This window comes from Collinsella aerofaciens (assembly GCF_015555045.1).
GTDB lineage: Bacteria > Actinomycetota > Coriobacteriia > Coriobacteriales > Coriobacteriaceae > Collinsella > Collinsella aerofaciens_W.
Window position 1 is genome coordinate 1 of record NZ_JADNJQ010000032.1, and the last position, 23,915, is coordinate 23,915.

Here is a 23,915-nt window from a genome sequence, read left to right on the forward strand (position 1 = left end):
ACGCAAGTTGGGGCCTTTTTTCATATAGGCACACAAGGTCAAAGGCGGCACCATGATCCTCCTGGTCGACAAGATCGAAAAAAGCTTCGGCGCGCGCGTCCTCTTTAGTGGCGCGTCCTTCCAGATCAACCCCGGCGAGCGTTTTGCGCTCGTGGGACCCAACGGCGCCGGCAAAACCACCATGCTCAAGATCATCATGGGCATCGACAGCCCCGACGCCGGCCAGATCCAGTACGCAAAGGACTGCCAGGTAGGATATCTAGAGCAGGAAACCAACCTTGAGCACAAGGACACCACCATCCTCGCCGAGGTCATGGCCGCCGCCAAGGAAATCCGCCGCATGGGGGAGCGTGCCAACGAGCTGCAGGCTCAGATCACCGAACTCTCCGAGCAGGGCAAGGACGTCGACGCGCTCCTCAACGAGTACGGCCAGGTCCAGGACCGCTTTGAGCACCTGGGCGGCTACGAGCTCGAGAGCAACGCCCGCAAAATCCTGTCCGGCCTGGGCTTTAAGGTCACCGACTTTGAGCGCCCGTGCTCCGAGTTCTCGGGCGGCTGGCAGATGCGCATCGCGCTGGCCAAGCTCTTCCTGCGCCACCCCGACCTGCTGCTTCTAGACGAGCCCACCAACCACCTGGACCTTGAAAGCGTCCAATGGCTGCACGGCTTTATCGCTAACTACGACGGCGCCGTCCTCATCGTCAGCCACGACCGAGCCTTTATGGACGCCTGCGTCGACCACGTGGCCGCGCTCGAGAACCGCCGCGTGACCACCTACACCGGCAACTACAGCAGCTACCTTAAACAGCGCGAGGACAACCTGGAGCAGATGCGCGCCAAGCGTGCCGCTCAGGAGCGCGACATCGCCCACATGCAGGTCTTCGTTGACAAGTTCCGCTACAAGCCCACCAAGGCCGCCCAGGCGCAGGAGCGCATCCGCAAGATCGAGCAGATTAAAAAGGAACTTGTCATCCTGCCCGAGGGCCACAAGCACATCGACTTTAAGTTCCCTGACCCGCCGCGCTCCGGCGACATGGTCGTCGGCCTGGAGGGCGTGTCCAAGTCCTACGGCAACAAGCACATCTACAGCGACATCGACCTCAAGCTCTACCGCGGCGAGCATGTTGCGCTCGTCGGCCCCAACGGCGCCGGCAAGTCCACCCTCATGAAGATCCTCGCCGGCCTGGAGCCGCCCACCACCGGCACCCGCGACCTGGGCACCAACGTGGGCGTGGCCTACTACGCCCAGCACGCTCTCGAGGGTATGACCGAGTCCAACACCGTCCTGCAAGAGATCGACACCGTTACGCCCAAGTGGACCGTGCCGCAGCAGCGCAGCCTGCTGGGTGCCTTCCTGTTTAGCGACAACGACGCAATCGAAAAGCAGGTACGCGTTCTCTCCGGCGGCGAAAAGGCTCGTCTGGCCCTGGCCAAGATGCTCGTGGCCCCCGAGGCACTCCTGTGCCTGGACGAGCCCACCAACCACCTTGACATCGACTCGGTGGACATGCTCGAGAACGCCCTGCAAAACTTCCCCGGCACCATCGTGCTGATCAGCCACGACGAGCATCTGGTGCGCGCCGTGGCCAACCGCATCATTGACATCCGCGATGGCAAGGTCACGGTCTACGACGGCGACTACGACTACTACCTCTACAAGCGCGAGGACCTCGCAGCCCGCGCCGCGGCCGATGCGGCAGGGGAGAGCGCACCGGCCGCGACCAAGTCCGCTAAGGTCACCGCGGCCCAGCCCGACACCCCCGCCACCGCCTCCAAGCCTGCCGAGGGCAAAAAGACCAAGGAGCAAAAGCGCGCCGAGGCCCAGGCCCGCGCTGCGCTCAACAAAAAGCTCAAGGGCGTGCGCAACCAGCTCAAGAAGATCGAGGCTGAGCTCGACAAAAAACGCGCCCGCTATGACGAGCTTATGGAATTGATGGCCAGCGAAGAGCTTTATGCCGATCAGGACAAGTTCAACGCCGCGCTGGGGGAATATAACGGCCTTAAGCAAGAGCTGCCCAAGCTCGAGGACGAATGGCTGGAGCTTTCCACCCAGATCGAAGAGGAGACCGCGCGTGAACTCTCGTAAGGCCGCTGCCGTGGCGATGAGCATCATCGCCATCGCCTGTCGCATCTGCGGCATTTTTATGAGCGCGATGACCGTGCTGCTGTGCTTTAGCGGCCTGACCGCCAAGCTGCAGATCGTCGGCTTTGTCGTTGAGCTTTCGCGCGCACTGCCGAGTGCCATCGCCGGCTACGGCGTCATCACCTCGCCCTTTGGCGGCGTGTTCCGCTTAGATTACGCCATCGTGGCCGTCATCCTGTTTGTGGCCGACTACCTGCTCACGCGCGCCTCGCGCCGCGTCCGCTAGGGGAGTGCCATGTCCAGCAGCTACTTCATGAACCTGCTTGCCAGCGCCGTCGCCGTCATCGTTGGCATCGTCATCCACGAGAGCGCACACGCCGCCGCTGCCTGGGCACTCGGCGACAAGACGGCCCGCTCGCGCGGCCGTGTCTCGCTCAACCTGCTCAACCATATCGACCCGTTCGGTACCATCATCCTGCCGCTGCTCATGCTCGCGGCCGGCGGCCCGGTGTTCGCCTTCGCTAAGCCGGTGCCCGTCTACCTTAACAACCTTAAGCACCCCAAGCGCGACGAGGTCCTGGTGAGCGCGGCAGGCCCCGCATCGAACATCGCACTCGCGTGCCTGGCCGCGGCCCTCATGCACGCAGCTTATGGCAACCTCTACGCCAGCATGTCCTTTGCCGTGGCGTCCCAAATCATGAACTTCGGCGCCACGTTTATCGTAGTCAACCTGTCGCTCGCGTTCTTCAACCTCATCCCGATCCCACCGCTCGACGGCTCTTCGATCATTGTGCCGTTCCTTAAAGGCAAGGCTCTCAACAACTATTATCGTCTGCAGCAATACGCTATGCCCATCCTCATCCTAGTGCTGTACCTGCTGCCCATGTGGACCGGCATCGACGTGATCGGCCGCTATTTCGACGTTACCGTGTATCCGCTTGCTGAGCAGCTGCTCAACTTCGCAATCGCCGGCATCTAAGGTAAACTTACAGGTCGACCGTGCAAAACGGTCGCAACATGCACCCAAACCGCGCCGCGAAGGCGCCGTCAAAGGAGGTCGAAGATGTCGTATCGCGTGTCGACGCAGGTCTACAGCGGACCGTTCGACCTGCTGCTGCAGCTGGTAACCCGCCAAAAAGTAGATATCGGCGCCATCTCCATCAGCGAGGTGGCCGAGCAATACCTTGCCGAGGCCGAGCGCATCGAGGCGCTGGACCTGGACGTGGCGAGCGACTTTTTGCTGGTCGCGGCAACACTTTTGGACATCAAGGCCGCCTCCTTGGTGCCGCAGGAGGCCCCGCGCAAAGTCGATGACGACGATGACGAGTTTGACGAAGACCTCGAGGAGCTCAGCGCGCTCGACGGCGACGCCCTGCGCGAGGTCCTGATCCAGCGCCTGATTGCCTACAAGCAGTTTAAAGGCGCGGCTGCGGCCCTCGGTGCCCGCATGCAGGCCGAAAGCCGCATGCATCCGCGCGTAGCCGGCCCCGACCCCGAGTTTTTAGGCCTTATGCCCGACTACCTGGCCGGCATTACTCTGCGCGGCCTCGCCGTCATCTGCGCCGACCTGGACGGCAAGCGCCAGACCTTCCTGCTGGAGGCCGAGCACGTGGCGCCGCATCGCGTGCCGCTCGACCTGACCGTGGCCTCAGTTGACCGCTTTACCATGGCGCACCAAACCTGCACCTTCCGCGAGCTGTTGGACGGCGATGCCACCACCGAGCAGCTCGTCGTCACCTTCCTGGCCATGCTTGAGCTTGCCAAGCGCGGCTCGCTCACGTTGAGCCAGGACGAGATCTTTGGAACCATCTGCATCAACCGAGTCGAGGGAGCCGAGGCCTATGTGCCCGGCGAGGGCCCCGAGCTCACCGAATAGGAGCCGCAACCATGTCAACCCTTTCCACGCTGGAGGCAAACAGCCTCAAAGGCGCCCTCGAGGCGCTGCTGCTGGTGTCAAGCGACCCGGTGAGTGCGCCCGCGCTGGCCGGCGCACTGGATATCGCCCCCGGCGAGTGCGCGTCGATGCTCGCCGAGCTCAAGGTTGAGTACGAGGAGGCCAACCGCGGCTTTCAGCTGCGCGAGGTCGCCGGCGGCTGGCGCCTGTTTACGCACCCAGCCTACCACGATGTGGTCGAGGCCTATGTGTTGAGCTGGGACACGCAGAAGCTGTCGCAGGCGGCGCTCGAAACCCTGGCCGTGATCGCATACCACCAGCCCGTGACGCGCGAGGTGGTCAAGGGCATCCGCGGCGTCAATTCCGACGGCGTCATCGCGTCGCTCGTGGACAAGGGTCTGGTGCGTGAGCTCGGCCGCGACCCCCAGCGCGGTCAGGCCATCATCTACGGCACGACCAACGCCTTCTTGGAAAAATTCGGCCTGCGCTCCACCCGAGACCTGCCCGACCTAGAGCAGTTTGCCCCCGACGAGCAGTCGCGCCAGTTTATCCGCGAGCGCCTGAGCGGCCGCAGTATTCAGTCCACGCTCGAGGAGCAGGCCGAGAACCTGGACGAAGAGCGCGAACTGATCGATACCGATGTTGAAGATGTTGAGGCAGTCGAGGACTTGGAGACTCTGGTCGTCGACGAGACCTCGGAGGATTTGAATGACGAGGACTAACGAAGTAGGGGAGACGCGCGCCATGGGCAACGCAGTACCCGCAACCGACGCCCAGCCCGTCTATCCGCACACCATGCGCCTGCAGCGCTTTTTGGCGCGCGCGGGCGTGGCGAGCCGCCGCGGCTCGGAGGACCTGATGACCGCCGGACGCGTGACCGTCAACGGTCAGGTCGCGACCGAGCTGGGCACCAAGGTCGACGTCGACCGCGACCATATCGAGGTCGACGGCATGCCCGTCAAGCTCAACCAGGGCGCCGTGTACTTGATGCTCTACAAGCCGACCGGCTACCTCACCACCATGAGCGACCCGCAGGAGCGCCCCTGCGTGGCCGACCTGGTACCGCGCAACCGCTTTCCGGGGCTCTTCCCGGTGGGCCGCCTGGACCGCGACACCACGGGCCTTTTGCTCTTTACCACCGACGGTGATCTGTCGCAGGACCTGCTGCACCCCAGCAAGCACGTCTACAAGACCTATCAGGCGCTCGTGGACGGCCACCTGACCGATCGCGACTTAGAACCGCTCCGCCGCGGCATCGAGCTCGACGACGGCCTGTGCCAGCCGACGATCTGCCGCGTCATTACCGCGCGCGAGGCCGAGGCCGTGGCTCCGCAAGGCGTCAAGCCCGGCACCACCGCCGTGGAGGTCATCATCCGCGAGGGTCGCAAGAATCAGGTCAAGCGCATGCTGAGCAAGATCCACCACCCGGTGATCCGCCTGCACCGCTGTAACTTTGCCGGCCTGGAGCTCAAGGACGTGGCCAAAGGCTCGTGGCGCGAGCTCACCGAGCGCGAGGTACAAATCCTCAAAAGCGGTGGCATCCCTCCCAAGCAGGCCAGCGCCATACGCGGCGGCAAGCCCCAAGACACGCCCGCCAGCCGCACGCGTCACCACGGCAGCCACGGCTCCGCTCCCAAGCGTAACACCTACCGCGAGCGCTACACGGGCTAGGCAACCCGCCGCGCCCCAACGCCCGCGAACCATACCAGCACGTCACCCATCGAAAGGAAGCATTGCATGATCGTCGCCATCGACGGCCCCGCCGGTTCCGGCAAGTCCACCATCGCCAAGGAGATCGCCCGCCAGCTGGGCTTTAACAAGCTCGACACGGGCGCCATGTATCGCGCCGTCACCTTCGCCGCGCTCGACCGTGGCATCGATTTGGACGACGAGGCGGCAATCGACGCCCTCGCCGAGCAAATCGAGATCCGCTTTACCAACGGTACCGGCGAGGACACGCGCCTGACCATCGACGGCCAGGACGCTTCGGCCGCCATTCGTACCCCGCAGGTCGACGCCAACGTGTCCAAGGTCTCGGCCTATCCGGGCGTGCGCGCCGCCATGCTCATCCACCAGCGCCGCGCCGCCGAGGACCGCGATATCGTGGCCGAGGGTCGCGACATCGGCACCGTCGTGTTCCCTAACGCGCAGGTCAAGGTCTTCCTGACCGCCGACCCGCGTGAGCGCGCCCGCCGCCGCGTGCTGCAGCGTCACCAAAACGACGCCCAGCCGCTCACGTCCGAGCAGCTCGAAGCCGAGGTCGACGAGACCCTCGACGCCCTCAAGCAGCGCGATAAGCTTGACAGCAGCCGCGAGGTCGCCCCGCTCGTGCCCGCCGAGGACGCCGTGCACGTCGACTCCACCGCCCACACCATCGACGAGGTCGTCTCGATAATCGAGGACCTTATCAACCAAAGGAGGTAGCCCATGCGCCTGTTTCAGCAGACGCCCGAGGACTATTACAACGCCCCCTACGCCGAGTTTCCAGCGCTCATCCGCGGCACCGTCGTCGTAGTCATGGCCATCCTTTGGGCCTTCTCCAAGCTCATGTGGCGCTGGAAGGTCGAGGACGCCGATCTTCTGTTTGAGCGCCAGGAAGGCCGCGGCAGCGTGGTCATCTGCAACCACACCTCGATGGCCGAGCTCTTGGCCGTGGAGACGGCGCTGTTCTTTGGGGGCCGCCGCATTCGTCCCATCTTTAAGTCCGAGTTCGCCAAGAGCAAGATTGTGCGCTGGGCCTTCAGCCGCGTTGGCGGCATCCCCGTGGAGCGTGGTACTGCCGATATGAAGTGCCTGCGCGCCGCCCAGCATGCGCTGCAGCGCGGCGAGGACGTCCTGATTTTCCCCGAGGGCACGCGCATCCGCTCGCGCGATATCAAGCCCGAGGTCCACGGCGGCTTTGCGCTCATCGCCCAGATGGGCAAGGCGCCCGTCAACCCGCTCGCCATCTGCGGCTGGTCCGATATTACGCCTGCGGGCAAAAAGCTCATGCGCCCCAAGAAGTGCTGGATCCGCGCCGGCAAGGCCGTCTCGCTTTCCGACGCACCGGCCGGGCTTAAACGCACGGAGCGCCTGGAATGGTTTGAGTCCGAGGCCATGAACCGCGTCTACGCTATGCGAGACGAGCTGTGCGCCGAGCATCCGGGCAGGTTCTAGCCATGAGCGAGAATGTGACGAACACCGCCGCGACTGCGTCCGACCAGGCAACCGCGCCTACCATCGAGATCGCCGCCCACGCCGGTACTTGCTACGGCGTACAGCGTGCGCTCGATATGGCGCTAGCCGCCGCGCCGCAGGCAGGGGAGTGCACTCAGGTTCATACCTTGGGTCCGCTCATCCATAACCCTATCGTGGTGCGCGAGCTTGCTGAGGCAGGCGTTGGCCTGGCCGAGAACCTGGACGACGCCGCATCGGGCACCGTAATCATTCGCGCGCACGGAGTGGTGCCACAGGTGATCGATGCCGCTCGCGAGCGTGGCCTTAACGTCGTCGACGCCACCTGCCCTTACGTGAAGAAGGTCCATATGGCAGCCGAGCGCCTGGTGCGCGAGGGCTACCGCGTGGTGGTCGTAGGCGAGCCAGGTCACCCTGAGGTGGAGGGCATCCTGGGCCACGCCGGCACTGATGCGCTGGTCGTGAGCTGTGCCGCCGACGCCAACGCCTTGTCGTTCAAGGGCAAGGTAGGCCTCGTCGTGCAGACCACCCAGACCGCGCAGAACCTCGCCGAGGTCGTGGCAGCTATCACCCCGCGCGTGCAGGAGCTGCGTGTGATCAACACCATCTGCGCCGCCACGAGTGAGCGTCAACAGGCAGCAGCCACACTTGCCAACCGCTGCGACTGCATGGTCGTCGTGGGCGGCAAGAACTCGGGCAACACCCGCCGCCTGGCGCAGATTTGCGCAGACGCCTGCGAGCGCACGTATCACATCGAGGAAGCTTCCGAGCTCCAGGCCGCATGGTTTACCGACGCTCACCACATCGGCATCACCGCCGGAGCCTCCACCCCGCAAGAACACATCGAGCGCGCCGTCGAGCGCATCAAGGAGCTTTGCCGCTAATCATGGACCAGACCGTACCCGCATACGCCGCCGAGGTGGCCGATTACGGGCGCAGCCGCGACCCCGAGCCGGGTGAGGGCGCGCTCGTAAAGAACGTGCGTCCCGAATCGCCCGCGTGGGATGTGGGTATCGAGCCGGGCATGCGCGTGCTCACGGTCAACGGTGAGGCGCTCACCGACATGATCGTGTGGCTCTGGGAGGCCGACGACGACACCGTCGACCTCGAGGTTTTCGACCCGCGCGACGGCACCGTCACCCCCGTCGAGCTCGACCGCTTCCCGGGCGAGGACTGGGGTTTGGAGTTCGACGGCCCTATCTTCGATGGCATGCGTACCTGTGTGAACGCCTGCGTGTTCTGCTTTATGACGATGCTTCCCAAGGGCGGTCGCTCGACGCTCTATATTCGCGACGACGACTATCGCCTAAGCTTTTTGCAGGGCAACTTTGTCACGCTCACGAACCTCACCGACGAGGACGTGCAAAACGTCATCCAGCGCAACATGAGCCCCATGAACGTGTCGGTCCATGCCGTGAGCCCCGACGTCCGCCGTCGTATGATGGGCCGCAACGCCCAGCGAGGCATGGACGTACTCGAGGCCATCATGACCGCCGGCATCGAGATTCACGCCCAAATCGTGTTGTGCCCCGGCATGAACGACGGCGAGGAGCTGGAAAAGACCCTGCGCTTTTGCGAGGAGCACGAGCAAATAACAAGCCTGGGCATTGTGCCGCTCGGTTTTACCAAACACCAAAACCGCTTTAGCTGGTCCTACAGCGACAAACCCGAACTGGCACGCGAGACCATCGCCATGATCAGGCCCTTCCAGGATCGTGCCTTCGAGCGCTTTGGCCGCCACACCTTCCAGATGAGCGACGAGTTCTACCTGGACGCCGGCATCGATCCGCCCGAGGCGGACTTTTACGACGGCTATCCGCAGTACTACGACGGTATTGGCATGATCCGCTCATACCTAGACGAGACGGACGATGTGCTTGCCGCCGATGCCGAGCGACTGGCCCGCGTCCGCGAGGCCATCGCCGCTCGCAGCCAGCACCTGCTATGCCTCTCAGGCGCCAGCGCACGCGACACCGTGGCGCGCTTTGTGGAGTCGCCGCAGGGGCTCGCCGGCACCGTCACGGCCATCAAGAATCGCTACTTTGGCGGCAACGTGGACGTGACCGGCCTCATCGTCGCGTGTGACATTCTGGAGCAGCTGCCACAGGACCTGTCGGGGGTTATGCTCTTTGTGCCTAAGCTCATGTTCAACGCTGACGGCATGACGCTTGACGAGTATCATCGTGACGATTTACTCGCAAGCCTTACCAGTCGCGGCGCCGAGGTTCATGTGGTGTCGACCATGCCGCATGAGCTGCTCGATACCCTGGAGCACATCCTTGGCATTGTGCCTGCCGACTCTACTAATTCCGCTGACCCTACCCATTAAAGGAGTGCAGATGAAACCTATCGTCGCCGTCGTCGGACGCCCCAACGTGGGCAAGTCCACGCTCGTTAACCGCCTGGCCCAGACCTCGGACGCCATCGTCCACGAGTCTCGCGGCGTCACGCGCGACCGCTCGTATCACACGGCCGATTGGAACGGCCGCGAGTTCACCATCGTCGACACGGGCGGCATCGAACCGCTCAAGAGCGATGACGTCTTCGCCACGTCCATTCGCGACCAGGCCCTCGCCGCCGCCGAGGAAGCCGCCGTCATCCTGTTTGTGGTCGACGGCCGCACCGGCGTCACCGAGGAGGACGAGTCGGTCGCTCGCATGCTCAAGCGCTGCGACAAGCCGGTCTTTCTGCTGGTGAACAAGCTCGACAACCCCGATCGCGAGAACGACAGCATCTGGGAGTTCTATTCGCTCGGCATCGGTGAGCCCACGCCGCTCTCGGCCCTGCATGGTCACGGCACGGGCGACCTGCTCGACGACATCGTGGCCCTGCTTCCCGAGGAAGAGGACGAGGTCGCCGATGAGTTCCCCGACGCGCTGAACGTCGCCATCATCGGCCGCCCCAACGCCGGTAAGTCTTCGCTGTTCAACCGCATCCTGGGCGCCGACCGCTCCATCGTGTCCAACATTGCCGGCACCACGCGCGACGCCATCGACACGGTCGTCGAGCGCAACGGCAAGCACTACCGCATGGTCGACACCGCGGGCATTCGCAAGAAGAGCACCGTGTACGAGAACATCGAGTACTACTCCATGGTTCGCGGCCTGCGCGCCATCGACCGCGCCGACGTGGCGCTGCTCGTCGTCGACGCCTCCGTGGGCGTTACCGAGCAGGACCAGAAGGTCATGGGCTTGGCCATCGAGCGCGGATGCGCCATCGTTGTGCTGCTCAACAAGTGGGATCTGCTCGACGACGACCGTAAGCGCGAGGCCTGCATGGAGACCATCGACCGCCGTCTGGGCGTCATGGCTCCCTGGGCCCAGTACCTGCGCATCTCTGCCCTGACCGGCCGCAGCGTCGAGAAGATCTGGGCGATGGTCGACGCCGCCGAGAAGACGCGCTCGCAAAAGATCAGCACCTCGCGCCTCAACACGTTCCTCACCGACCTGCGCGAGTTCGGTCATACCGTGGTGGACGGCAAGCGCCGCCTGCGCATGCACTACGTGACCCAGACGGGCGTCAACCCGCCGACGTTCACGTTCTTCGTCAACCACAGCGACCTGGTCAACGACACCTATCAGCGCTACGTCGAGAACCGCATGCGCTCGACCTTCGACTTTGCCGGCACACCCATTCGACTCTTCTTTAGGAAGAAGGAGCAAAAGGATGCATAATCCGATTCTGTTGACCGCCATCTGCGCCGTGGTCTCGTTCTTTATCGGGGCGATTCCGTTTGGCCTGATCCTGGGCCGCGTGTTCAACCACACCGACATTCGCAAGGCGGGCTCCGGCAACATCGGCACCACCAACGCCCTGCGTGTGGCCGGCCCCAAGGTGGCCGCGCTCACGCTGCTGCTCGACTGCCTTAAGGGCGCCATCTGCGTCCTTATCGCGCGTCCGCTCATTGCCGACTTGGGCTATGGCTTTCCGCCGAACATTATGGCGCCTGGAGCCCCCGGCGACTGGATGCTCGGCGTCATTTGTCTGGCAGCCGTGTGGGGCCACATCTTCTCGCCCTACCTCAACTTTCATGGCGGCAAGGGTATCGCTGTTGGTCTGGGAGTCATCCTTGCTTGGTATTGGCCAATTGGCCTGTCGCTGCTGGGCATGTTTATCGTGGCTGTCGCCATCACCAAGTTTGTGTCGGTGGGCTCACTCGCCGCTGCCATCGGTCTTCCCATCGCTGCTTGCGCGGTCTTTCCGTACAGCAGCCTGGGGCTCAAGTTCTGCATGGCGATGATCGGCATCACCGTGGTATGGGCCCATCGCTCGAATATCCAAAAGCTCATGGCTGGTAAGGAGTCCAAGCTCTCGTTTACCAAGCGCGTCACCGAGCCCGACGATAAGTAGGAGAGAGTCATGAATGTTGCGCTGATTGGCTCCGGCTCCTGGGGAACCGCCGTCGCCGGCCTCGCCGCCGCGCGAGCCGAGCGCGTGACCATGTGGGCCCATAGCGAGGAGACGGCCGCCGGCATCAATGACGAGCATCACAACCCCCGCTACCTTGTGGACTACGAGCTGCCCGGCAACGTCGTCGCCACCACGGACCTGTCGCAGGCGCTCGACGGCGCCGAGGCCATCATCTTTGCCGTTCCTTCGACGCACCTTCGCAGCGTGTGCCACCAGGCCGCGACCTTTATCGCCGCCGATACCCCGGTGCTCTGCCTCACCAAGGGCATTGAGCCCGAGTCCGGCCTGCTCATGAGCGAGGTCATCGCCAGCGAGATTGGCAACGAGTCACGCGTGGCGGCGCTCTCGGGCCCCAACCATGCTGAGGAAATCTGCCGCGGAGGTCTTTCTGCCGCCGTCATCGCCAGCGAAGATACGCAGGTAGGGGAGACCTTTAAGGACCTGCTCCTGTCAACGGCCTTTCGCATCTACCTGTCGCAAGACATGACCGGTGTCGAGGTCTGCGGCGCCATGAAAAACGTTATCGCCATCGTGTGCGGCATCTCCGCCGGCACCGGTGCGGGCGACAACACGCTTGCCCTCATCATGACGCGCGGCCTGGCAGAGATCAGCCGTCTGGTGCACGCCCGCGGCGGTCAAGCTATGACCTGCATGGGACTTGCCGGCATGGGCGACCTCATTGCCACCTGCACCTCGGAGCATTCGCGCAACCGCACCTTTGGCTACGAGTTTGCCCACGGCGTGTCGCTCAACGAGTATCAGACGCGCACGCATATGGTTGTTGAGGGCGCCGTCGCGGCCCGCAGCGTGAGCGAGCTTGCCCGTTCACTGGGCGTAGACATTCCGCTCACCTTTGCCGTGGAGCAAACGCTCTACAACGGTGTTACTTTGGATAGGGCGCTCGAGATTCTTACCGACCGCGTACCCTCCCAAGAGTTCTACGGACTCACCGACTAGCGCAGAAAGGCTTCTACCATGGGCTCCATTAAAATCGCTCCGTCCATCCTTTCGGCCGATATGGCCAACCTCAAGGGCGACCTCGACAAGATCGCCGGCGCCGACTATGTGCACTTCGACGTTATGGACGGTCACTTTACCGGCAACCTCACCTTTGGCGTTGACATCCTTAAGGCCGTCAAGCGCTCCACCGATGTACCGGTCGACGCGCACCTGATGGTGTCGAACCCCGACGAGACGGTCGATTGGTACGCCGACGCCGGTGCCGACATGATCACCGTGCACTACGAGGCCTCCACGCACCTGCACCGCACGCTCACGCATCTGCAGCAGCGCGGCGTCAAGGCCGGCGTGGTGCTCAACCCCGCCACCCCCGTGTGCGTACTCGAGAGCATCATCGACGTCGTCGATATGGTGCTGCTGATGAGCGTAAATCCCGGCTTTGGCGGCCAGAGCTTTATCCCGGGCACCATCGCCAAGCTCCACGAGCTCAAAGCCATGTGCGAGCGCCACGGCGTGTCGCCCCTGATCGAGGTCGACGGCGGCATCTCTTCCAAGAACATCGCCGAGGTTGTCAAGGCTGGTGCCAACGTTCTCGTGGCCGGTTCCGCCGTATTTAAGTCCGAAGATCCCGCCGCTGAGGTTGCGCTGCTGCAGAAGCTGGGCAACGAGGCCGCACAGGAGGCATAAACCCTTATGACCGCAGGTCAAAACCGCATACCCGTGAATCTTGACTACGCCGCCTCGACGCCCATGCGCGCCGAGGCGCGCCTTGCGCAGCGTGAGTACGACGATAGCGAGCTTGCAGGCGTCAACCCCAACTCGCTGCACTCGCTCGGCCGCAAGGCTGCCGCGCGTCTGGAAGTTGCACGTCGCGAGATCGCCCGCAGCTTTGGCGCGCGCGTCCGCCCGTCCGAGATCATCTTGACCAACGGCGGTACCGAGGCAAACCAGCTAGCCTTGCTCGGTCTTGCCGAGGGCGCCCGTCAGCGCGATCGCAAGCGCGACCGCGTGATCGTGTCGGCGATCGAGCACGATTCAATTCTGGACAACCTGCCGCTGCTGCGTGCTGCCGGCTTTACCGTCGACCTGGTGCAGCCCTGCCGCGCGGGCTACATTGAGCCTGCCACGCTTGTCGAGCTGCTCGGCGACGACGTGGCGCTCGTGAGCATTATGGTTGCTAACAACGAGACCGGCGTGTTGCAGCCCATCCGCGAGCTGGCCGCGGCCGCGCATACCGTGGGCGCCCTGTTCCACACCGATGCCATCCAGGGGTATCTGCATATTCCGCTCGATGTCACCGAGCTGGGCGTCGATGCTATGACCGTTGCCGCGCACAAGATCGGCGGCCCCGTGGCATCCGGCGCACTCTACCTTAAGAACCGCACGCCGCTGCGTCCCCGCATCTTTGGCGGAGGACAGGAGGCCGGACGACGTGCCGGCACGCAGGACCTGCGTACACAGCTGGCTTTTGCCGCTGCCGCTTCCGCACTGTTGCCGAATGTTGCCCAGGAGCGCACAACGTTGCAGGCCTTATCCGACAAGCTTTACGCCACGCTTACGGCTCATCCGCGTATTCATGCCACCATGGGCGACTACGCACAGGCCGATCGTCTGCCGGGTATGGTTTCGATCTACGTCGACGGCATGGACTCCGAGGAGCTCATCGTCAAGCTCGACGCCGCCGGCTTTGAGGTATCGGCAGGCTCGGCATGCTCGAGCGGCAGTATGGACCCCAGCCACGTTTTGAGTGCGATGGGCATCGGTCGCGAGCAGGCATTGGGCGCTCTGCGTATCTCGTTTGATGACCGTGTGAACCCTGCCGACCTGGACGACTTTGCCCAGACGCTGCTCTCGATCGTGGGTGCCGCATGATCGTCGCCGAGCTTGAACGTGCGCTGCTGGAGCGCTACCCCAAGGCGGACGCCGAGGGCTGGGATCATGTTGGGCTATCTGTGGGAGATCCCGCTGCAGAGATCACCGGTGTTGCCTGCGCACTCGATGCGACCAAAGCCAATGTGCACCGTGCTCTCGAGGCCGGTGCCAACGTGCTGCTGACGCATCATCCCATATACATCAAGGCGCCCGAGGCCTTTTGTCCGGCCGATGCCACACGCCCCCAATGCAGCGCGGCGCTCTACGAGGCAGCGCGTTGCGGCGTGAGCATCATATCGCTCCACACCAACCTGGACCGCTCGCACGAAGCCCGTGTCTGCCTGAGCAAGCTGCTGGGTGCCGCACCCGTGAGCTCACTGGAGCACGTGGACGAACCCGAGGCCACCGGTCTGGGCGCACTTGCAACGCTCAACGACCCGTGCACGCTCCGCAATCTTGCCACCCGTGCTGCCACGGCCTTCGGCAGCGACCCGCGCGTGTGGGGCGAGGCCGATCGCCCGTGCCGCACCGTCGCTATTTTGGGCGGCTCCCTGGGCGACTTTGGAGAGCTCGCCATCGCCGCGGGCGCGGACGTTGTCGTGACGGGCGAAGCGGGCTACCACGTGGCGCAAGACCTTGCCTTGCGCGGGCTGTCGGCGATCTTGCTCGGCCACGACCGCTCCGAGGAGCCGTTCGTTGATATATTGATGAACTCTGCAGTTGACGCCGGGGTCGACCCCCGTCATGCGATTAAAATACTGAACCCTTGCCAATGGTGGACTGTGACAAAAGGAGAGAACTTATGAGCGCCGGCGCTACGCTACTCAAGCTGCAACAGATCGATTTGGAGCTCGCCCGCAACAAGAGCGAACTTGCCAATATGCCGGAGCTTAAGGAGCTCGCTTCCAAGCGCAAGACCTATGTGAAGCTCAAGTCTGAGATGACCAAGCTCTACGCCCAGCGCAAGGATCTGGACATTGAGCTCGACGATCTCAACACCACCGAGATTCAGACCAACAACGCCATCGAGGCTGCCAAGAAGCGCCATGTCGACGGCTCCGACTACCGCGAGGTTCAGGACCTGGAAAACGAGCTCGCCACCCTGGCCAAGCGTCTGGACAAGATTGAGCACACCCGCAAGGACGTCGTTATCGCCCACAAGGAGGCACTCGACCGCGAGGCCCGCGCGCAGGCAATCATCGCCAAGTTCGAAGAGGGCGTGAAGGCCGATACCAAGGCCGCCCGCGCCAAGGCTGCCGACCTGCAGGCTCAGATTGACGCCGCCACTAAGGAGCGCACTGCGCTTGCCGCCACGCTGCCGGCCGACGTGCTCACCGACTACGAGCGTCTGCTCAAGCAGTTCCGCGGCCTAGCCGTCGAGACCATCCAGGGCAATATCCCCACGGTTTGCCACACCGCGCTGCAGGCATCGTCCATGAGCGACCTCAACCACGACGGTAGGTCAATTACGCACTGCCCGTACTGCCACCGCCTCCTGGTGCTCCCGAGCAAGGAAGCTTAAACGATGGCGGCATCCAACAATTCAATGCAACTTGAGGGAAAAACGATCCTGCTGGGCATTACCGGCGGGATCGCCGCCTATAAGTCGTGCAATATCGTGCGCCTGCTGCAAAAGCGCGGCGCGCGCGTCAAGGTCGTTATGAGCGAGCATGCCACCGAGTTTGTGGGCCCGCTCACCTTCCGTGCGCTCACCAACGAGCCCGTTGCCGTGGGCCTATTCGACGATCCCTCCGACCCCATCCACCATATTTCGCTTGCACAGGAGCCCGACCTGGTGGTCGTGGCGCCCGCGACGGCCAATATCATCGCCAAGATGGCCAACGGCATCGCCGATGACCTTATCTCCACCACGCTGCTGGCGACGCCGCGACCCATCGTGATCGCACCCGCTATGAACAACGGCATGTGGAAGGCACCGGCGACGCAGGCCAATATGACCACGCTGCGCGACCGCGGCGTGCATGTGGTGGGCCCGGGCAGCGGCTACCTTGCCTGCGGCGACGTGGACACGGGACGCATGAGCGAGCCCGAGGACATCGTCGAGGCTGTCTGTGAGGTGCTGAACCCCGCGCCTCAGAACCTGGTAGGTAAGCACATCGTGATTACCGCCGGCCCCACGCACGAGCCGATCGACCCGGTGCGATTCATTGGCAACCGCTCTTCGGGCAAGATGGGCATCGCCCTGGCGGGGGAGGCTGCTCGCCGCGGTGCTGCGGTCACGCTCGTGCTGGGACCGGCATCGCTCGATGTTCCCCGCGGCGTGGCGTGCGTACGCGTGCAGACCGCCGCAGAGATGCTGCAGGCGGCGACGAGCGCCTTCCAGACGGCCGATGCGGCAATTTGTGCGGCCGCCGTCGCCGACTACACCCCCGCGGCCCCTGCGGACCATAAGCTCAAAAAGGCCAACGAGCGCCTGGATCGCATCGAACTGGTCGAGACGGTCGATATTTTGGCCGAGCTCTCACGCCAGAAGGGCGAGCGATGCGTGATCGGATTTGCGGCCGAGACCGATAACGTCGTGGAGTACGCGCAGCGCAAGCTCGCCCGCAAGGGCTGCGATGCCATTATCGCCAACGATGTCTCGCGCGCCGATTCGGGCTTTGGAACCGACACTAACAAGGCCTGGATCGTGAGCACAGCGGGCACGCAAGAACTTCCCGTGCTAACAAAGCCCCAGCTCGCAGATACAATTTTGGACTTGCTTCAAAATTTGTAAAAAAGTTCTTGCACAAGTCTAAAGTTTCGGGTTAATATACTCCCTGTTGCGAGCGAGAGCAGAGCAACAGACAAAAGCTTCGGGACGTGGCGCAGCTTGGTAGCGCACTTGACTGGGGGTCAAGGGGTCGCTGGTTCGAATCCAGTCGTCCCGACCAGAAGTTTCGCAGGTCAGGCACCTAGTGCCTGACCTTTTTTGTTTTAAGCAATTGCTTAATTTTGATTAAGCAACAGGGTGCCAAAAATCTACCTGCGCGATAATCGCTTTTTGCGGTTACTTGCGCGTTTTGCACGCGCTTGAGCCGATTTATTAACGCGACATGAATCTACATACGCGTAGCTGGTATACAGACGAGTACAGGCTGTATTTATCGCGGCGATTTACGCAGATATGGCGACTGTAACGAACTAGTGTGTCGCTGTATTTATTCCAGCAGTTCACTTGATCTGTGGACAAGTGAGCGGTTACAACAAAACGCCAACCAGGATGGACTCCATACGAGGATGCCGCAAAGGTAATGGCGGGGAAGTGCGGCAGGCGCTCTGAGAGCCGCTGTATGACCCCATGTCTCCTTAACTCGATAATTTGTGTTTCAAGCCACGAATCGGTCGAGCAATTGCCAAAAGAAAGGCCCATGCAGGATTGCACGGGCCTTACATCAGATCAAATTTGAGCTAGAAGCACCAAACGGGGCAGACGCAATACGAGTACCCCGCGTAGTCGGCGTACGTCGGGTCGCCGCTGCTGTCGACATTGAGGAAGTAGTAGGAGTTGCTCGGATTCACCGAGCGCTCCCACCAACTGCTGCCAATCTTCAGACAGGCATTAACAGAATAGTTCTCCGTCACCTTGCCTTTGAAGGCCTCGTACTGGGTGCCCTCGGAGGAAGTCCAGGGATAGGATGCCCAATAGGAGGTGGGGGGCGATCTCAGAGTAGCTGAGCAGGAACAGCTTGTCCGAGGTAGCCGTCACGGCGGCGTTCTTGTTCTCATCACCGCCCCCGACATTGTTCGATAGCTTTTTGACGGCCTTCACCTTGGACTGGAAATCGGAGGGCATCAGATTCCAGATCTTGCCGGAGTTCATTTTCTGACGGAGTTCAGACTTCTCCCAACCGCCGGCGTTGGTGTCAATCGCGTTCATGGGGGACCAAATGCCCGTCGTGGTGGTGAGGAACGTGAGGCCCGCCTTGCCGGATCCGCCTGCAGGGTCATCAAGATTGATGCCGATAATGCGGTAAGTCAGCGTCTTGCCATCGGTGAGCTTCATCGAGAACTCGGTGCCGGCATCCATCGCGGCCTTCGCCTTGGCGTAGGCGGGCGACGCCTCGCCCTTGGCGGCGATGTCCTCGGCAACTGCCTTCTGCTCACCGAGGGTCCAGTCCTTCGCGTGTCCTTCGCGTCCTTGGCGAGCGCCGCCTGGACGGTCGCGGAACCCGCGCCGTTACCGCTGCCGGAACCGCTCGGTTCCCAAGTCTCACCTGCTGTCCCGTTTACCAATACTCCCGCCACCGTGTTGAACTGGTTCCTGATTGCCGACGAGACCCAAGGGCCGGCTATCATCACAACCAGGACGATAATCGCGATGACCAGAACGTACTCGATGGCTCCTTGGCCTCGGAGGCGGGTATTCCTAGGAGATACCCACCCCCCGAAGGTTAATTGCCGCTGCATGCATATGCGACACTCCCTTCGCATGGGGATTGATATTGCATGCAGAGCGTACGTTAAAGCGAACCGACTAGCCCGTAACGTGCCGCTGAGGCAACGGCGGCACGGGTGCCCGCGCCACATAAACTGCTTGCCGTTTTGTTTCTTCAGACCTACTGCCACGCCTTCGGGAGGATAACGCCGGGGGCGCAGTGATTGAAGTCACTATGATTGGCATAGGTTGGGACATTCCAATCGGAACAGTCGAGGTTTAGATTTTTGCAATAGCTGAACATGCCGAGCATATCCATAACATCTGAGGTCTTCCACCCTGGTCCAAATTTCACGCTTTTCAGCGAACTGTCGGTGGAAAAAAGGAGACGTAAATCGCCGGCTTTCCGCGTCGACCATCCGGAGATGTCAATCTCCTCGACCTTGTAAAGGTTTTTGAGCGCCGAGTCGAATTCGACGACCGAGGACGTATCCCAGCTTGAAATACTGAAGGAAGTCGCATTGCCGCAATACGCGAATGCGTGCTGCAGATTTGTGCAGTTCGACATGTCGAACTTTGCCAGATCAAAGCTCTTGCAGTTCTCCATGTACTGAAAGCAAAATGCCAACGAGTGGATTTCTATGCCATCGTCAATGGCCTTTACGGCCACGATATTACTTCTGTTAGGCCACCAGGGGGCAGTCGTCTTGCCGTCGTTTCCCACGGTCGCGGTGGCGTATCCATTTTCGAACCCCGTATACACCGCCGTCACGCGGCGGCTGTTGAGCATGTCACCGACTCTGGGGACCCCGCGGCGCTTGTAGAACATGAGGCTGTGGTCGTCCTCCGAGTACACGGCGAACGCTATCCCGTGAACGGGGTCCACGATGTCGGCGTCGGTCAACGACCCGTTGCCGCCGCCCGTGCCGCCCGACTCCCAGCTCCCCTTTGAGATTCCGTTGCCGAGCGTCCCCGCCACCGTGTTGAACTGGTTTGTGATCGCCGACGAGACCCACGGTCCCGCGATCAGCACCACCAGGACGATGATCGCGATGATCAGTACGTACTCGACTGTCGACTGCCCCTTCGGGCGGCGGGTAAATCTGGGAGATACCCCCCCCCGAAAGGAATTTCCGCTGCATGCATGTGCGGCTCCTCTCGGATTGCTTTGGCTGATGCTGCAGAGGATAGACGCGATTACTAAGGATGAGTCAACAATGCCGCAGCGGCATTCACACTAAGAGGGTAAGGCGTTCGGAGTGACATCCCGTTCCAAAACGTATACTTGATTTAAGGCGGAGTGGAATGTGGGCGCGCAAGGAGATGCGGAATCGATGAGAGCCTCAAAAAAACTACTGCAGTGTTATCATCTTTCATCCTCTCTATTCTTCCATTTCTGATTCTATGGGCGGCTTGGTCAGTCCTCCCTGATACAATTCCCGCTCATTGGAGTGGGGGTGTGGTTGATCGATGGGGTAATAAGCTTGAATTGCTGGTTGTTCCGCTGTTTTCTCTGATTGGTTCTATTGCAATTTCTGTGTACCTTATTGTTTCCACGCGGCGAAGAGAGTTCGCGGATTTCACTGCTCGAATGCGAGGGGACTTTGTTGCGTGCTATATTTCTAGTCTTCTTTTATCGACAACCTGCTCAGTGATAATTGCCGTTTGGGTTCAGTTGATTCTTACGCAAAGCACTGCGGTTGATGGGGGACTTGGACTATCGATCCTGTATTCCCTTCCCGGGCTATATGTGATCTTGTGCGCTTTGCCGCCTTTTTATGCGAGCGGCGAGAGCAAAAAGGCAGAGCGCCTGATAACAGTTCTTATTGGCTGCGCGGAGATTGTTCTTTGTGGAATAGTGCTTGAAGGTTCGGCTGCCTCTTATACGATGATTGGACTGATGATTCTGTTCTGTGCGTTTGAGATTGTGTCACAGGTAAGGGATAGCCGGTCCTTATGAGTTGAATTACGCGCGTGCGGATATAAAGGTTGGCATGTTAAGCTGGTCGTTTTCTCGTTCTGGGACATTTGCAGTAGGATGAGTGGGACTAGGCGCGCTGCGGTGTGATGGTGACGGTTGAGACTTGTATCGCTGCAAATCCGCTGATGCACATTTTGCTATTGGGCTTGAAGGTGGGACCTACAGGCCTTTGTTTGGGATGTTCCGGTCGTCCAACACGTGTTGCACGGCTTTATATTGTTACGCTCGTTCGGCGCTCCGTTGGAGCATTTCCGGGTTTGTCGGCATCATGACTTGGCCAAGTGACACGCTTGCCGGGACGGTTGTAACGCCGCGCCGGTTCCGTGTGCTCCTTCGTTGTTGGCCTGTCCAGCCGGGGGCGGATTCGGCCTCATGTTGTGGCGCACGGCCTTCAGGGGCTTCCCCCTGGCGAGTTATGTTCGTCCGTATGGGTAAGGGTCGGGTTGAGCTGACAATCCCGTGTCGGAAGGGGCTTGCACCATGCGCGCGATGACAGAGATTGAGTGGCTGGACGGCCGTGTGACGAAGGTGCCGGAGCTCGCCCTGGGCGATGCGCTCGGCGAGAGCGTCCAGGCGGAGCTCGATTTCGGGTTCGACGACGTGTTGGAGGGCCTTTGGGTTGAGGTGCGCCATCATGAGCCGGATGAGGACTCGGACGGCGACCCGCGCGGGAGGGGCTTCGCACTGTACGCGGACTGCCGGTACAGCCTGGTCGAACCGTCGGACCTCGACCGTGTCTTCTGCATCCTTTACGAGGGGCAGCCAAGGGTCCAGCCGCGTCGCGGGGGAGCTCGTGAACCTTTCGCGGGCCTGCGCGTTGTCCTGCCTCATGCTCGGATCTCCCTACCCGCCAGGCGCCCTCGAGGCCCTGGCCGCGTGCGCTCGATACCTCTGCGGTCCGGCTTTCACGTCCGACCTCGCCGCCCGCGTCCGCGCGCGGATCCCATCCGGCCTCACGCGCTTGAATATCGAGCTGAGCCCAAACGATGACCCACACCCCATCGGTCTTCATGATGATGCCTCGATGAGCCAGCTCGCCCAGAGCTTTCGATACAGTCGGTTGAGTCGAACAGACTTTTTTTCGAGCTTGTCCTGACGCATGAAAAGACCTTTTGTAAGTTCTTTTCCGTTGGCATCCTTCCTATTAGGCCCTTTGGACGTCTGGAAGGAGCAAATCATGATCAGAATCGCAAGCTGGACGCGATTCTTCGCGACCGCAAATAATGAGTCGTAGGATGGCCTGTTGATTCCACTCAGGATCTCGCTCTTTGCAATCTCATCCTGTCGAACGTCAAGCGCCGCCTCCATCTCGCTAGGCGTCTCGGCCTGATCGGCAACCGATGGAGCGTCCGTGTCTAAAGGCCACGGGAGGCCACGGCCTTTTTGCGGTTTGTAGCTACTTGTACTCATGTTGATTCCTCCGGTGCGAGGCTATCCAACCCAATTGCCGACTGTGCCCATAATATGGTTGATTTCCGATCTCAGACGAACACATTGAGCGGATAGGCCATTCCCGCAGTTAGCCGAACGCCCCCGAGGCCCCATTCAGGCCACGGGGGCGTCGTTTTCCCAGTTGAAGGAACGGTGGAGATGTGTTTCGATGGGTCCGGTGGCCATGCTCCGCCCGCCGCCCGGCACCTCTTCCCAGACTCAGCCGTACGGTCGGTCCGTCTATTCCGTTTTCGCCCTTAGGCTAGGCCAGCGGGGCATCGCCCCTCTCTGCGCGCGCCCTCTCGGCGGGGCCGGCGGGGCCGACCTGTCGGTCTACGACGGGTTCCTGAAGGGGGCGGTCGCCGATGGCAGCTAGCGAGGAGCTGGCCCGCAGGGTCGTGGAGGCCGGGCGGTCGTGCTCGCTCACCTTCGACGGCTACGACTGGTCGGCCGTGTCGTGGCCGGAGGGCATGGGGCGCGAGTCGCTGCTCGCGCTCGACTTCGTCGAGCGCAGGGAGGACCTCGTGCTCATGGGCGACGTCGGCACCGGCAAGACGCACATGGCGTCGGCCCTCTGCGCGCTGGCGTGCGAGAGGAGGCTCGAGGCGCGCTTCTTCACGGCGTCCTCGCTCGTGATGCGCCTGAGGCGCGCCCGCGACGACGGGAGGCTCGACCGGGAGGCCGCGCTCATCGGCAAGGCCCGCCTGCTCGTCATCGACGAGCTCGGGTTTCTCCCGCTCGACGCGGACGGGGCGAGACTGCTCTTCCAGGTCTTCGCCGACGCATACGAGAGGCAGTCGGTGGTAATCACCACGAACCTGGAGTTCAGCAGGTGGGGGTCGGTGTTCGGGGACGACCAGATGGCCGCCGCCGTGATCGGCCGCATCGTCCACCACGGGAGGCTCGTCCAGTTCCGCGGCGAGTCCTACCGCGTTCGCCATGCCCTCATGCAGGAGGGCTAGCCGCTCAAAAAGCGTGCGCGCTTCCGATGCTGTGACTGCTCAATTTCCGATGCTCTTTTTGCTCAAATCCTCTTGACGAAACACAGAATACGTGCGGGCGGCGCTTGCAGCCGATCGCACGGTACCTGCCGCACCCGTTGCAGCAGCGCGGCCACGCCGCCAGGCGCGGGCAGGCCGCCGACAGGTCGGCCGAGCCGTCGACGCGCTCGCCGCGCCTGGACTTCGGCGCCGTCACGAACCTGTGCGACGCCACCTCGGCGCTCACCGCCGAGGGCGACCTGCCCAGCTCCCTGGCGATCTCCCTGCACGAGGCCCTGCGCTCCAGCATCCTCTGGACCGTGTCCCGCTCGTGCCTGGTGAGCCTGCCGTTGGCCCTCGGGGCCGCCTCCGCGGAACCCTTCTTCCTCTTTCCGGACCGGCCGTCCTCCGATCTCCCGGGGCCGGCGGGTCCGGCCCTCAGGGTATCGGGTTCCCACATTCATCCGCACATGTGCGGATGAATGTGGGAGGTGTTCGGATGAAGTTGATAATCAAGGCTTCGATAGCAAACGCAATTTGGTTTTTGAAATATGGACGAATTCCTCATCAGGAGGGTAAAATGGTGCCGACGGCAGCCCAAGTTGTAGAGAGCTGGGCAGAGCCGTTGCTTAATGAAGTTGGGTCATCGTCTTAGCGACGGTGGCCTTTCTTTTATTAATATGAGAAAGCCATTGTCAATAGGCGTGTTTGTTCGAGCCCGGTTTTAAACCGGGCTTTTTCGTTTCCCGTCG

The 23,915-nt window shown here is 62.0% G+C and carries 25 protein-coding genes and 1 tRNA gene; 22 read left to right on the forward strand and 4 right to left on the reverse strand.

The annotated features are described in order from the left end of the window. Positions 1 to 52: 52 nt before the first annotated feature. The 19 genes from I2E45_RS08965 to I2E45_RS09055 all read left to right on the forward strand — a co-directional run bounded on the left by I2E45_RS08965 (position 53) and on the right by I2E45_RS09055 (position 17,287). Complete coding sequence (locus I2E45_RS08965) at positions 53 to 2,086, forward strand: ABC-F family ATP-binding cassette domain-containing protein (protein ID WP_195445792.1); 2,034 nt, start codon at positions 53 to 55, stop codon at positions 2,084 to 2,086. After that, positions 2,073 to 2,369: a hypothetical protein gene (locus I2E45_RS08970; RefSeq protein WP_164473297.1), complete on the forward strand. Its 297-nt coding sequence runs from the start codon at positions 2,073 to 2,075 to the stop codon at positions 2,367 to 2,369. The genes I2E45_RS08965 and I2E45_RS08970 overlap by 14 nt, the downstream gene beginning before the upstream one ends. A 9-nt stretch (positions 2,370 to 2,378) precedes the next feature. Continuing rightward, complete coding sequence (locus I2E45_RS08975; protein ID WP_195445793.1) at positions 2,379 to 3,062, forward strand: site-2 protease family protein; 684 nt, start codon at positions 2,379 to 2,381, stop codon at positions 3,060 to 3,062. Positions 3,063 to 3,146: 84 nt separating this feature from the next. After that, a complete protein-coding gene (locus I2E45_RS08980; RefSeq protein ID WP_022095099.1) occupies positions 3,147 to 3,959 on the forward strand; it encodes a segregation and condensation protein A in 813 nt (270 codons plus the stop codon). Between the two features lie 11 nt (positions 3,960 to 3,970). Next, positions 3,971 to 4,699 carry an SMC-Scp complex subunit ScpB gene (scpB, locus tag I2E45_RS08985; protein WP_195445795.1) on the forward strand — a complete coding sequence of 243 codons (729 nt, stop codon included), beginning with the start codon at positions 3,971 to 3,973 and terminating at the stop codon, positions 4,697 to 4,699. Continuing rightward, on the forward strand, positions 4,686 to 5,648 hold the full coding sequence (locus I2E45_RS08990; protein ID WP_411161280.1) for a pseudouridine synthase: 963 nt from the start codon (positions 4,686 to 4,688) through the stop codon (positions 5,646 to 5,648). Before scpB ends, I2E45_RS08990 begins: the two co-directional genes overlap by 14 nt. A 66-nt stretch (positions 5,649 to 5,714) precedes the next feature. After that, positions 5,715 to 6,401: a (d)CMP kinase gene (gene cmk / locus I2E45_RS08995; protein ID WP_117769690.1), complete on the forward strand. Its 687-nt coding sequence runs from the start codon at positions 5,715 to 5,717 to the stop codon at positions 6,399 to 6,401. Between the two features lie 3 nt (positions 6,402 to 6,404). Next, on the forward strand, positions 6,405 to 7,133 hold the full coding sequence (locus I2E45_RS09000) for a lysophospholipid acyltransferase family protein (protein ID WP_195445797.1): 729 nt from the start codon (positions 6,405 to 6,407) through the stop codon (positions 7,131 to 7,133). Between the two features lie 2 nt (positions 7,134 to 7,135). Further along, on the forward strand, positions 7,136 to 8,035 hold the full coding sequence (locus tag I2E45_RS09005) for a 4-hydroxy-3-methylbut-2-enyl diphosphate reductase (protein WP_195445799.1): 900 nt from the start codon (positions 7,136 to 7,138) through the stop codon (positions 8,033 to 8,035). A 2-nt stretch (positions 8,036 to 8,037) separates the two neighbouring features. After that, a complete protein-coding gene (locus I2E45_RS09010) occupies positions 8,038 to 9,480 on the forward strand; it encodes a DUF512 domain-containing protein (protein ID WP_195445801.1) in 1,443 nt (480 codons plus the stop codon). A gap of 10 nt (positions 9,481 to 9,490) precedes the next feature. Continuing rightward, positions 9,491 to 10,825, forward strand: a complete 1,335-nt coding sequence (gene der, locus I2E45_RS09015; RefSeq protein WP_006236029.1) for a ribosome biogenesis GTPase Der — start codon at positions 9,491 to 9,493, stop codon at positions 10,823 to 10,825. Then, complete coding sequence (plsY, locus tag I2E45_RS09020; RefSeq protein ID WP_195445803.1) at positions 10,818 to 11,501, forward strand: glycerol-3-phosphate 1-O-acyltransferase PlsY; 684 nt, start codon at positions 10,818 to 10,820, stop codon at positions 11,499 to 11,501. The genes der and plsY overlap by 8 nt, the downstream gene beginning before the upstream one ends. Before the next feature lie 9 nt (positions 11,502 to 11,510). Beyond that, positions 11,511 to 12,518 (forward strand): NAD(P)H-dependent glycerol-3-phosphate dehydrogenase, encoded by a 1,008-nt coding sequence (locus I2E45_RS09025; protein WP_195445805.1) that lies wholly within the window; start codon positions 11,511 to 11,513, stop codon positions 12,516 to 12,518. An 18-nt stretch (positions 12,519 to 12,536) separates the two neighbouring features. Beyond that, the gene (gene rpe / locus I2E45_RS09030; protein WP_195445808.1) at positions 12,537 to 13,208 is read left to right on the forward strand and encodes a ribulose-phosphate 3-epimerase; all 672 of its coding nucleotides are present in this window, start codon (positions 12,537 to 12,539) and stop codon (positions 13,206 to 13,208) included. A 6-nt stretch (positions 13,209 to 13,214) separates the two neighbouring features. Continuing rightward, positions 13,215 to 14,393, forward strand: coding sequence for a cysteine desulfurase family protein (locus I2E45_RS09035; protein ID WP_195445809.1), 1,179 nt, complete (start codon positions 13,215 to 13,217; stop codon positions 14,391 to 14,393). Further along, positions 14,390 to 15,199, forward strand: a complete 810-nt coding sequence (locus tag I2E45_RS09040) for a Nif3-like dinuclear metal center hexameric protein (protein WP_195445811.1) — start codon at positions 14,390 to 14,392, stop codon at positions 15,197 to 15,199. Before I2E45_RS09035 ends, I2E45_RS09040 begins: the two co-directional genes overlap by 4 nt. After that, a complete protein-coding gene (locus I2E45_RS09045; RefSeq protein ID WP_195445814.1) occupies positions 15,196 to 15,915 on the forward strand; it encodes a zinc ribbon domain-containing protein in 720 nt (239 codons plus the stop codon). Before I2E45_RS09040 ends, I2E45_RS09045 begins: the two co-directional genes overlap by 4 nt. 3 nt (positions 15,916 to 15,918) lie before the next feature. Beyond that, positions 15,919 to 17,130, forward strand: a complete 1,212-nt coding sequence (gene coaBC, locus I2E45_RS09050) for a bifunctional phosphopantothenoylcysteine decarboxylase/phosphopantothenate--cysteine ligase CoaBC (RefSeq protein WP_229058917.1) — start codon at positions 15,919 to 15,921, stop codon at positions 17,128 to 17,130. 80 nt (positions 17,131 to 17,210) lie between these two features. Beyond that, a tRNA-Pro gene (locus I2E45_RS09055) sits at positions 17,211 to 17,287 on the forward strand. A gap of 668 nt (positions 17,288 to 17,955) precedes the next feature. Here I2E45_RS09055 and I2E45_RS09060 read toward each other — a convergent pair. Together I2E45_RS09060 and I2E45_RS09065 are read right to left on the reverse strand one after the other, a co-directional pair. Further along, positions 17,956 to 18,423, reverse strand: coding sequence for a DUF6273 domain-containing protein (locus I2E45_RS09060; RefSeq protein ID WP_195445815.1), 468 nt, complete (start codon positions 18,421 to 18,423; stop codon positions 17,956 to 17,958). A 529-nt stretch (positions 18,424 to 18,952) separates the two neighbouring features. Next, entirely contained in the window at positions 18,953 to 19,807 is an 855-nt protein-coding gene (locus I2E45_RS09065; protein WP_195445818.1) for a BspA family leucine-rich repeat surface protein, read from the reverse strand. Positions 19,808 to 20,131: 324 nt separating this feature from the next. On the opposite strand from I2E45_RS09065, the gene I2E45_RS10610 reads away from it, so the two are divergent. After that, complete coding sequence (locus I2E45_RS10610) at positions 20,132 to 20,731, forward strand: DUF1648 domain-containing protein (RefSeq protein ID WP_411161281.1); 600 nt, start codon at positions 20,132 to 20,134, stop codon at positions 20,729 to 20,731. A gap of 1,029 nt (positions 20,732 to 21,760) precedes the next feature. On the opposite strand, the gene I2E45_RS09075 is transcribed toward I2E45_RS10610, so the two are convergent. Next, the gene (locus I2E45_RS09075; RefSeq protein ID WP_195364264.1) at positions 21,761 to 22,162 is read right to left on the reverse strand and encodes a hypothetical protein; all 402 of its coding nucleotides are present in this window, start codon (positions 22,160 to 22,162) and stop codon (positions 21,761 to 21,763) included. A gap of 386 nt (positions 22,163 to 22,548) precedes the next feature. On the opposite strand from I2E45_RS09075, the gene istB reads away from it, so the two are divergent. Continuing rightward, on the forward strand, positions 22,549 to 23,145 hold the full coding sequence (istB, locus tag I2E45_RS09080; RefSeq protein WP_195445823.1) for an IS21-like element helper ATPase IstB: 597 nt from the start codon (positions 22,549 to 22,551) through the stop codon (positions 23,143 to 23,145). 4 nt (positions 23,146 to 23,149) lie between these two features. Here istB and I2E45_RS10430 read toward each other — a convergent pair whose 3' ends face one another. Beyond that, positions 23,150 to 23,623, reverse strand: coding sequence for a helix-turn-helix domain-containing protein (locus tag I2E45_RS10430; protein ID WP_324249336.1), 474 nt, complete (start codon positions 23,621 to 23,623; stop codon positions 23,150 to 23,152). Positions 23,624 to 23,662: 39 nt separating this feature from the next. Between I2E45_RS10430 and I2E45_RS09090 the strand changes: the two genes are divergently transcribed. Then, complete coding sequence (locus I2E45_RS09090; RefSeq protein ID WP_195445825.1) at positions 23,663 to 23,818, forward strand: hypothetical protein; 156 nt, start codon at positions 23,663 to 23,665, stop codon at positions 23,816 to 23,818. The last annotated feature ends 97 nt before the right edge of the window (positions 23,819 to 23,915 follow it).

Coding starts and splice junctions, on each gene's coding strand:
- I2E45_RS08965 (WP_195445792.1), top strand. CDS start 53: ATGATCCTCCTGGTCGACAAGATCGAAAAAAGCTTCGGCGCGCGCGTC.
- I2E45_RS08975 (WP_195445793.1), top strand. CDS start 2,379: ATGTCCAGCAGCTACTTCATGAACCTGCTTGCCAGCGCCGTCGCCGTC.
- I2E45_RS08980 (WP_022095099.1), top strand. CDS start 3,147: ATGTCGTATCGCGTGTCGACGCAGGTCTACAGCGGACCGTTCGACCTG.
- scpB (WP_195445795.1), top strand. CDS start 3,971: ATGTCAACCCTTTCCACGCTGGAGGCAAACAGCCTCAAAGGCGCCCTC.
- I2E45_RS08990 (WP_411161280.1), top strand. CDS start 4,686: ATGACGAGGACTAACGAAGTAGGGGAGACGCGCGCCATGGGCAACGCA.
- cmk (WP_117769690.1), top strand. CDS start 5,715: ATGATCGTCGCCATCGACGGCCCCGCCGGTTCCGGCAAGTCCACCATC.
- I2E45_RS09000 (WP_195445797.1), top strand. CDS start 6,405: ATGCGCCTGTTTCAGCAGACGCCCGAGGACTATTACAACGCCCCCTAC.
- I2E45_RS09005 (WP_195445799.1), top strand. CDS start 7,136: ATGAGCGAGAATGTGACGAACACCGCCGCGACTGCGTCCGACCAGGCA.
- I2E45_RS09010 (WP_195445801.1), top strand. CDS start 8,038: ATGGACCAGACCGTACCCGCATACGCCGCCGAGGTGGCCGATTACGGG.
- der (WP_006236029.1), top strand. CDS start 9,491: ATGAAACCTATCGTCGCCGTCGTCGGACGCCCCAACGTGGGCAAGTCC.
- plsY (WP_195445803.1), top strand. CDS start 10,818: ATGCATAATCCGATTCTGTTGACCGCCATCTGCGCCGTGGTCTCGTTC.
- I2E45_RS09025 (WP_195445805.1), top strand. CDS start 11,511: ATGAATGTTGCGCTGATTGGCTCCGGCTCCTGGGGAACCGCCGTCGCC.
- rpe (WP_195445808.1), top strand. CDS start 12,537: ATGGGCTCCATTAAAATCGCTCCGTCCATCCTTTCGGCCGATATGGCC.
- I2E45_RS09035 (WP_195445809.1), top strand. CDS start 13,215: ATGACCGCAGGTCAAAACCGCATACCCGTGAATCTTGACTACGCCGCC.
- I2E45_RS09040 (WP_195445811.1), top strand. CDS start 14,390: ATGATCGTCGCCGAGCTTGAACGTGCGCTGCTGGAGCGCTACCCCAAG.
- I2E45_RS09045 (WP_195445814.1), top strand. CDS start 15,196: ATGAGCGCCGGCGCTACGCTACTCAAGCTGCAACAGATCGATTTGGAG.
- coaBC (WP_229058917.1), top strand. CDS start 15,919: ATGGCGGCATCCAACAATTCAATGCAACTTGAGGGAAAAACGATCCTG.
- I2E45_RS09060 (WP_195445815.1), bottom strand. CDS start 18,423: ATGGATGCCGGCACCGAGTTCTCGATGAAGCTCACCGATGGCAAGACG.
- I2E45_RS09075 (WP_195364264.1), bottom strand. CDS start 22,162: ATGAGTACAAGTAGCTACAAACCGCAAAAAGGCCGTGGCCTCCCGTGG.
- istB (WP_195445823.1), top strand. CDS start 22,549: ATGGCAGCTAGCGAGGAGCTGGCCCGCAGGGTCGTGGAGGCCGGGCGG.
- I2E45_RS10430 (WP_324249336.1), bottom strand. CDS start 23,623: ATGTGGGAACCCGATACCCTGAGGGCCGGACCCGCCGGCCCCGGGAGA.
- I2E45_RS09090 (WP_195445825.1), top strand. CDS start 23,663: ATGAAGTTGATAATCAAGGCTTCGATAGCAAACGCAATTTGGTTTTTG.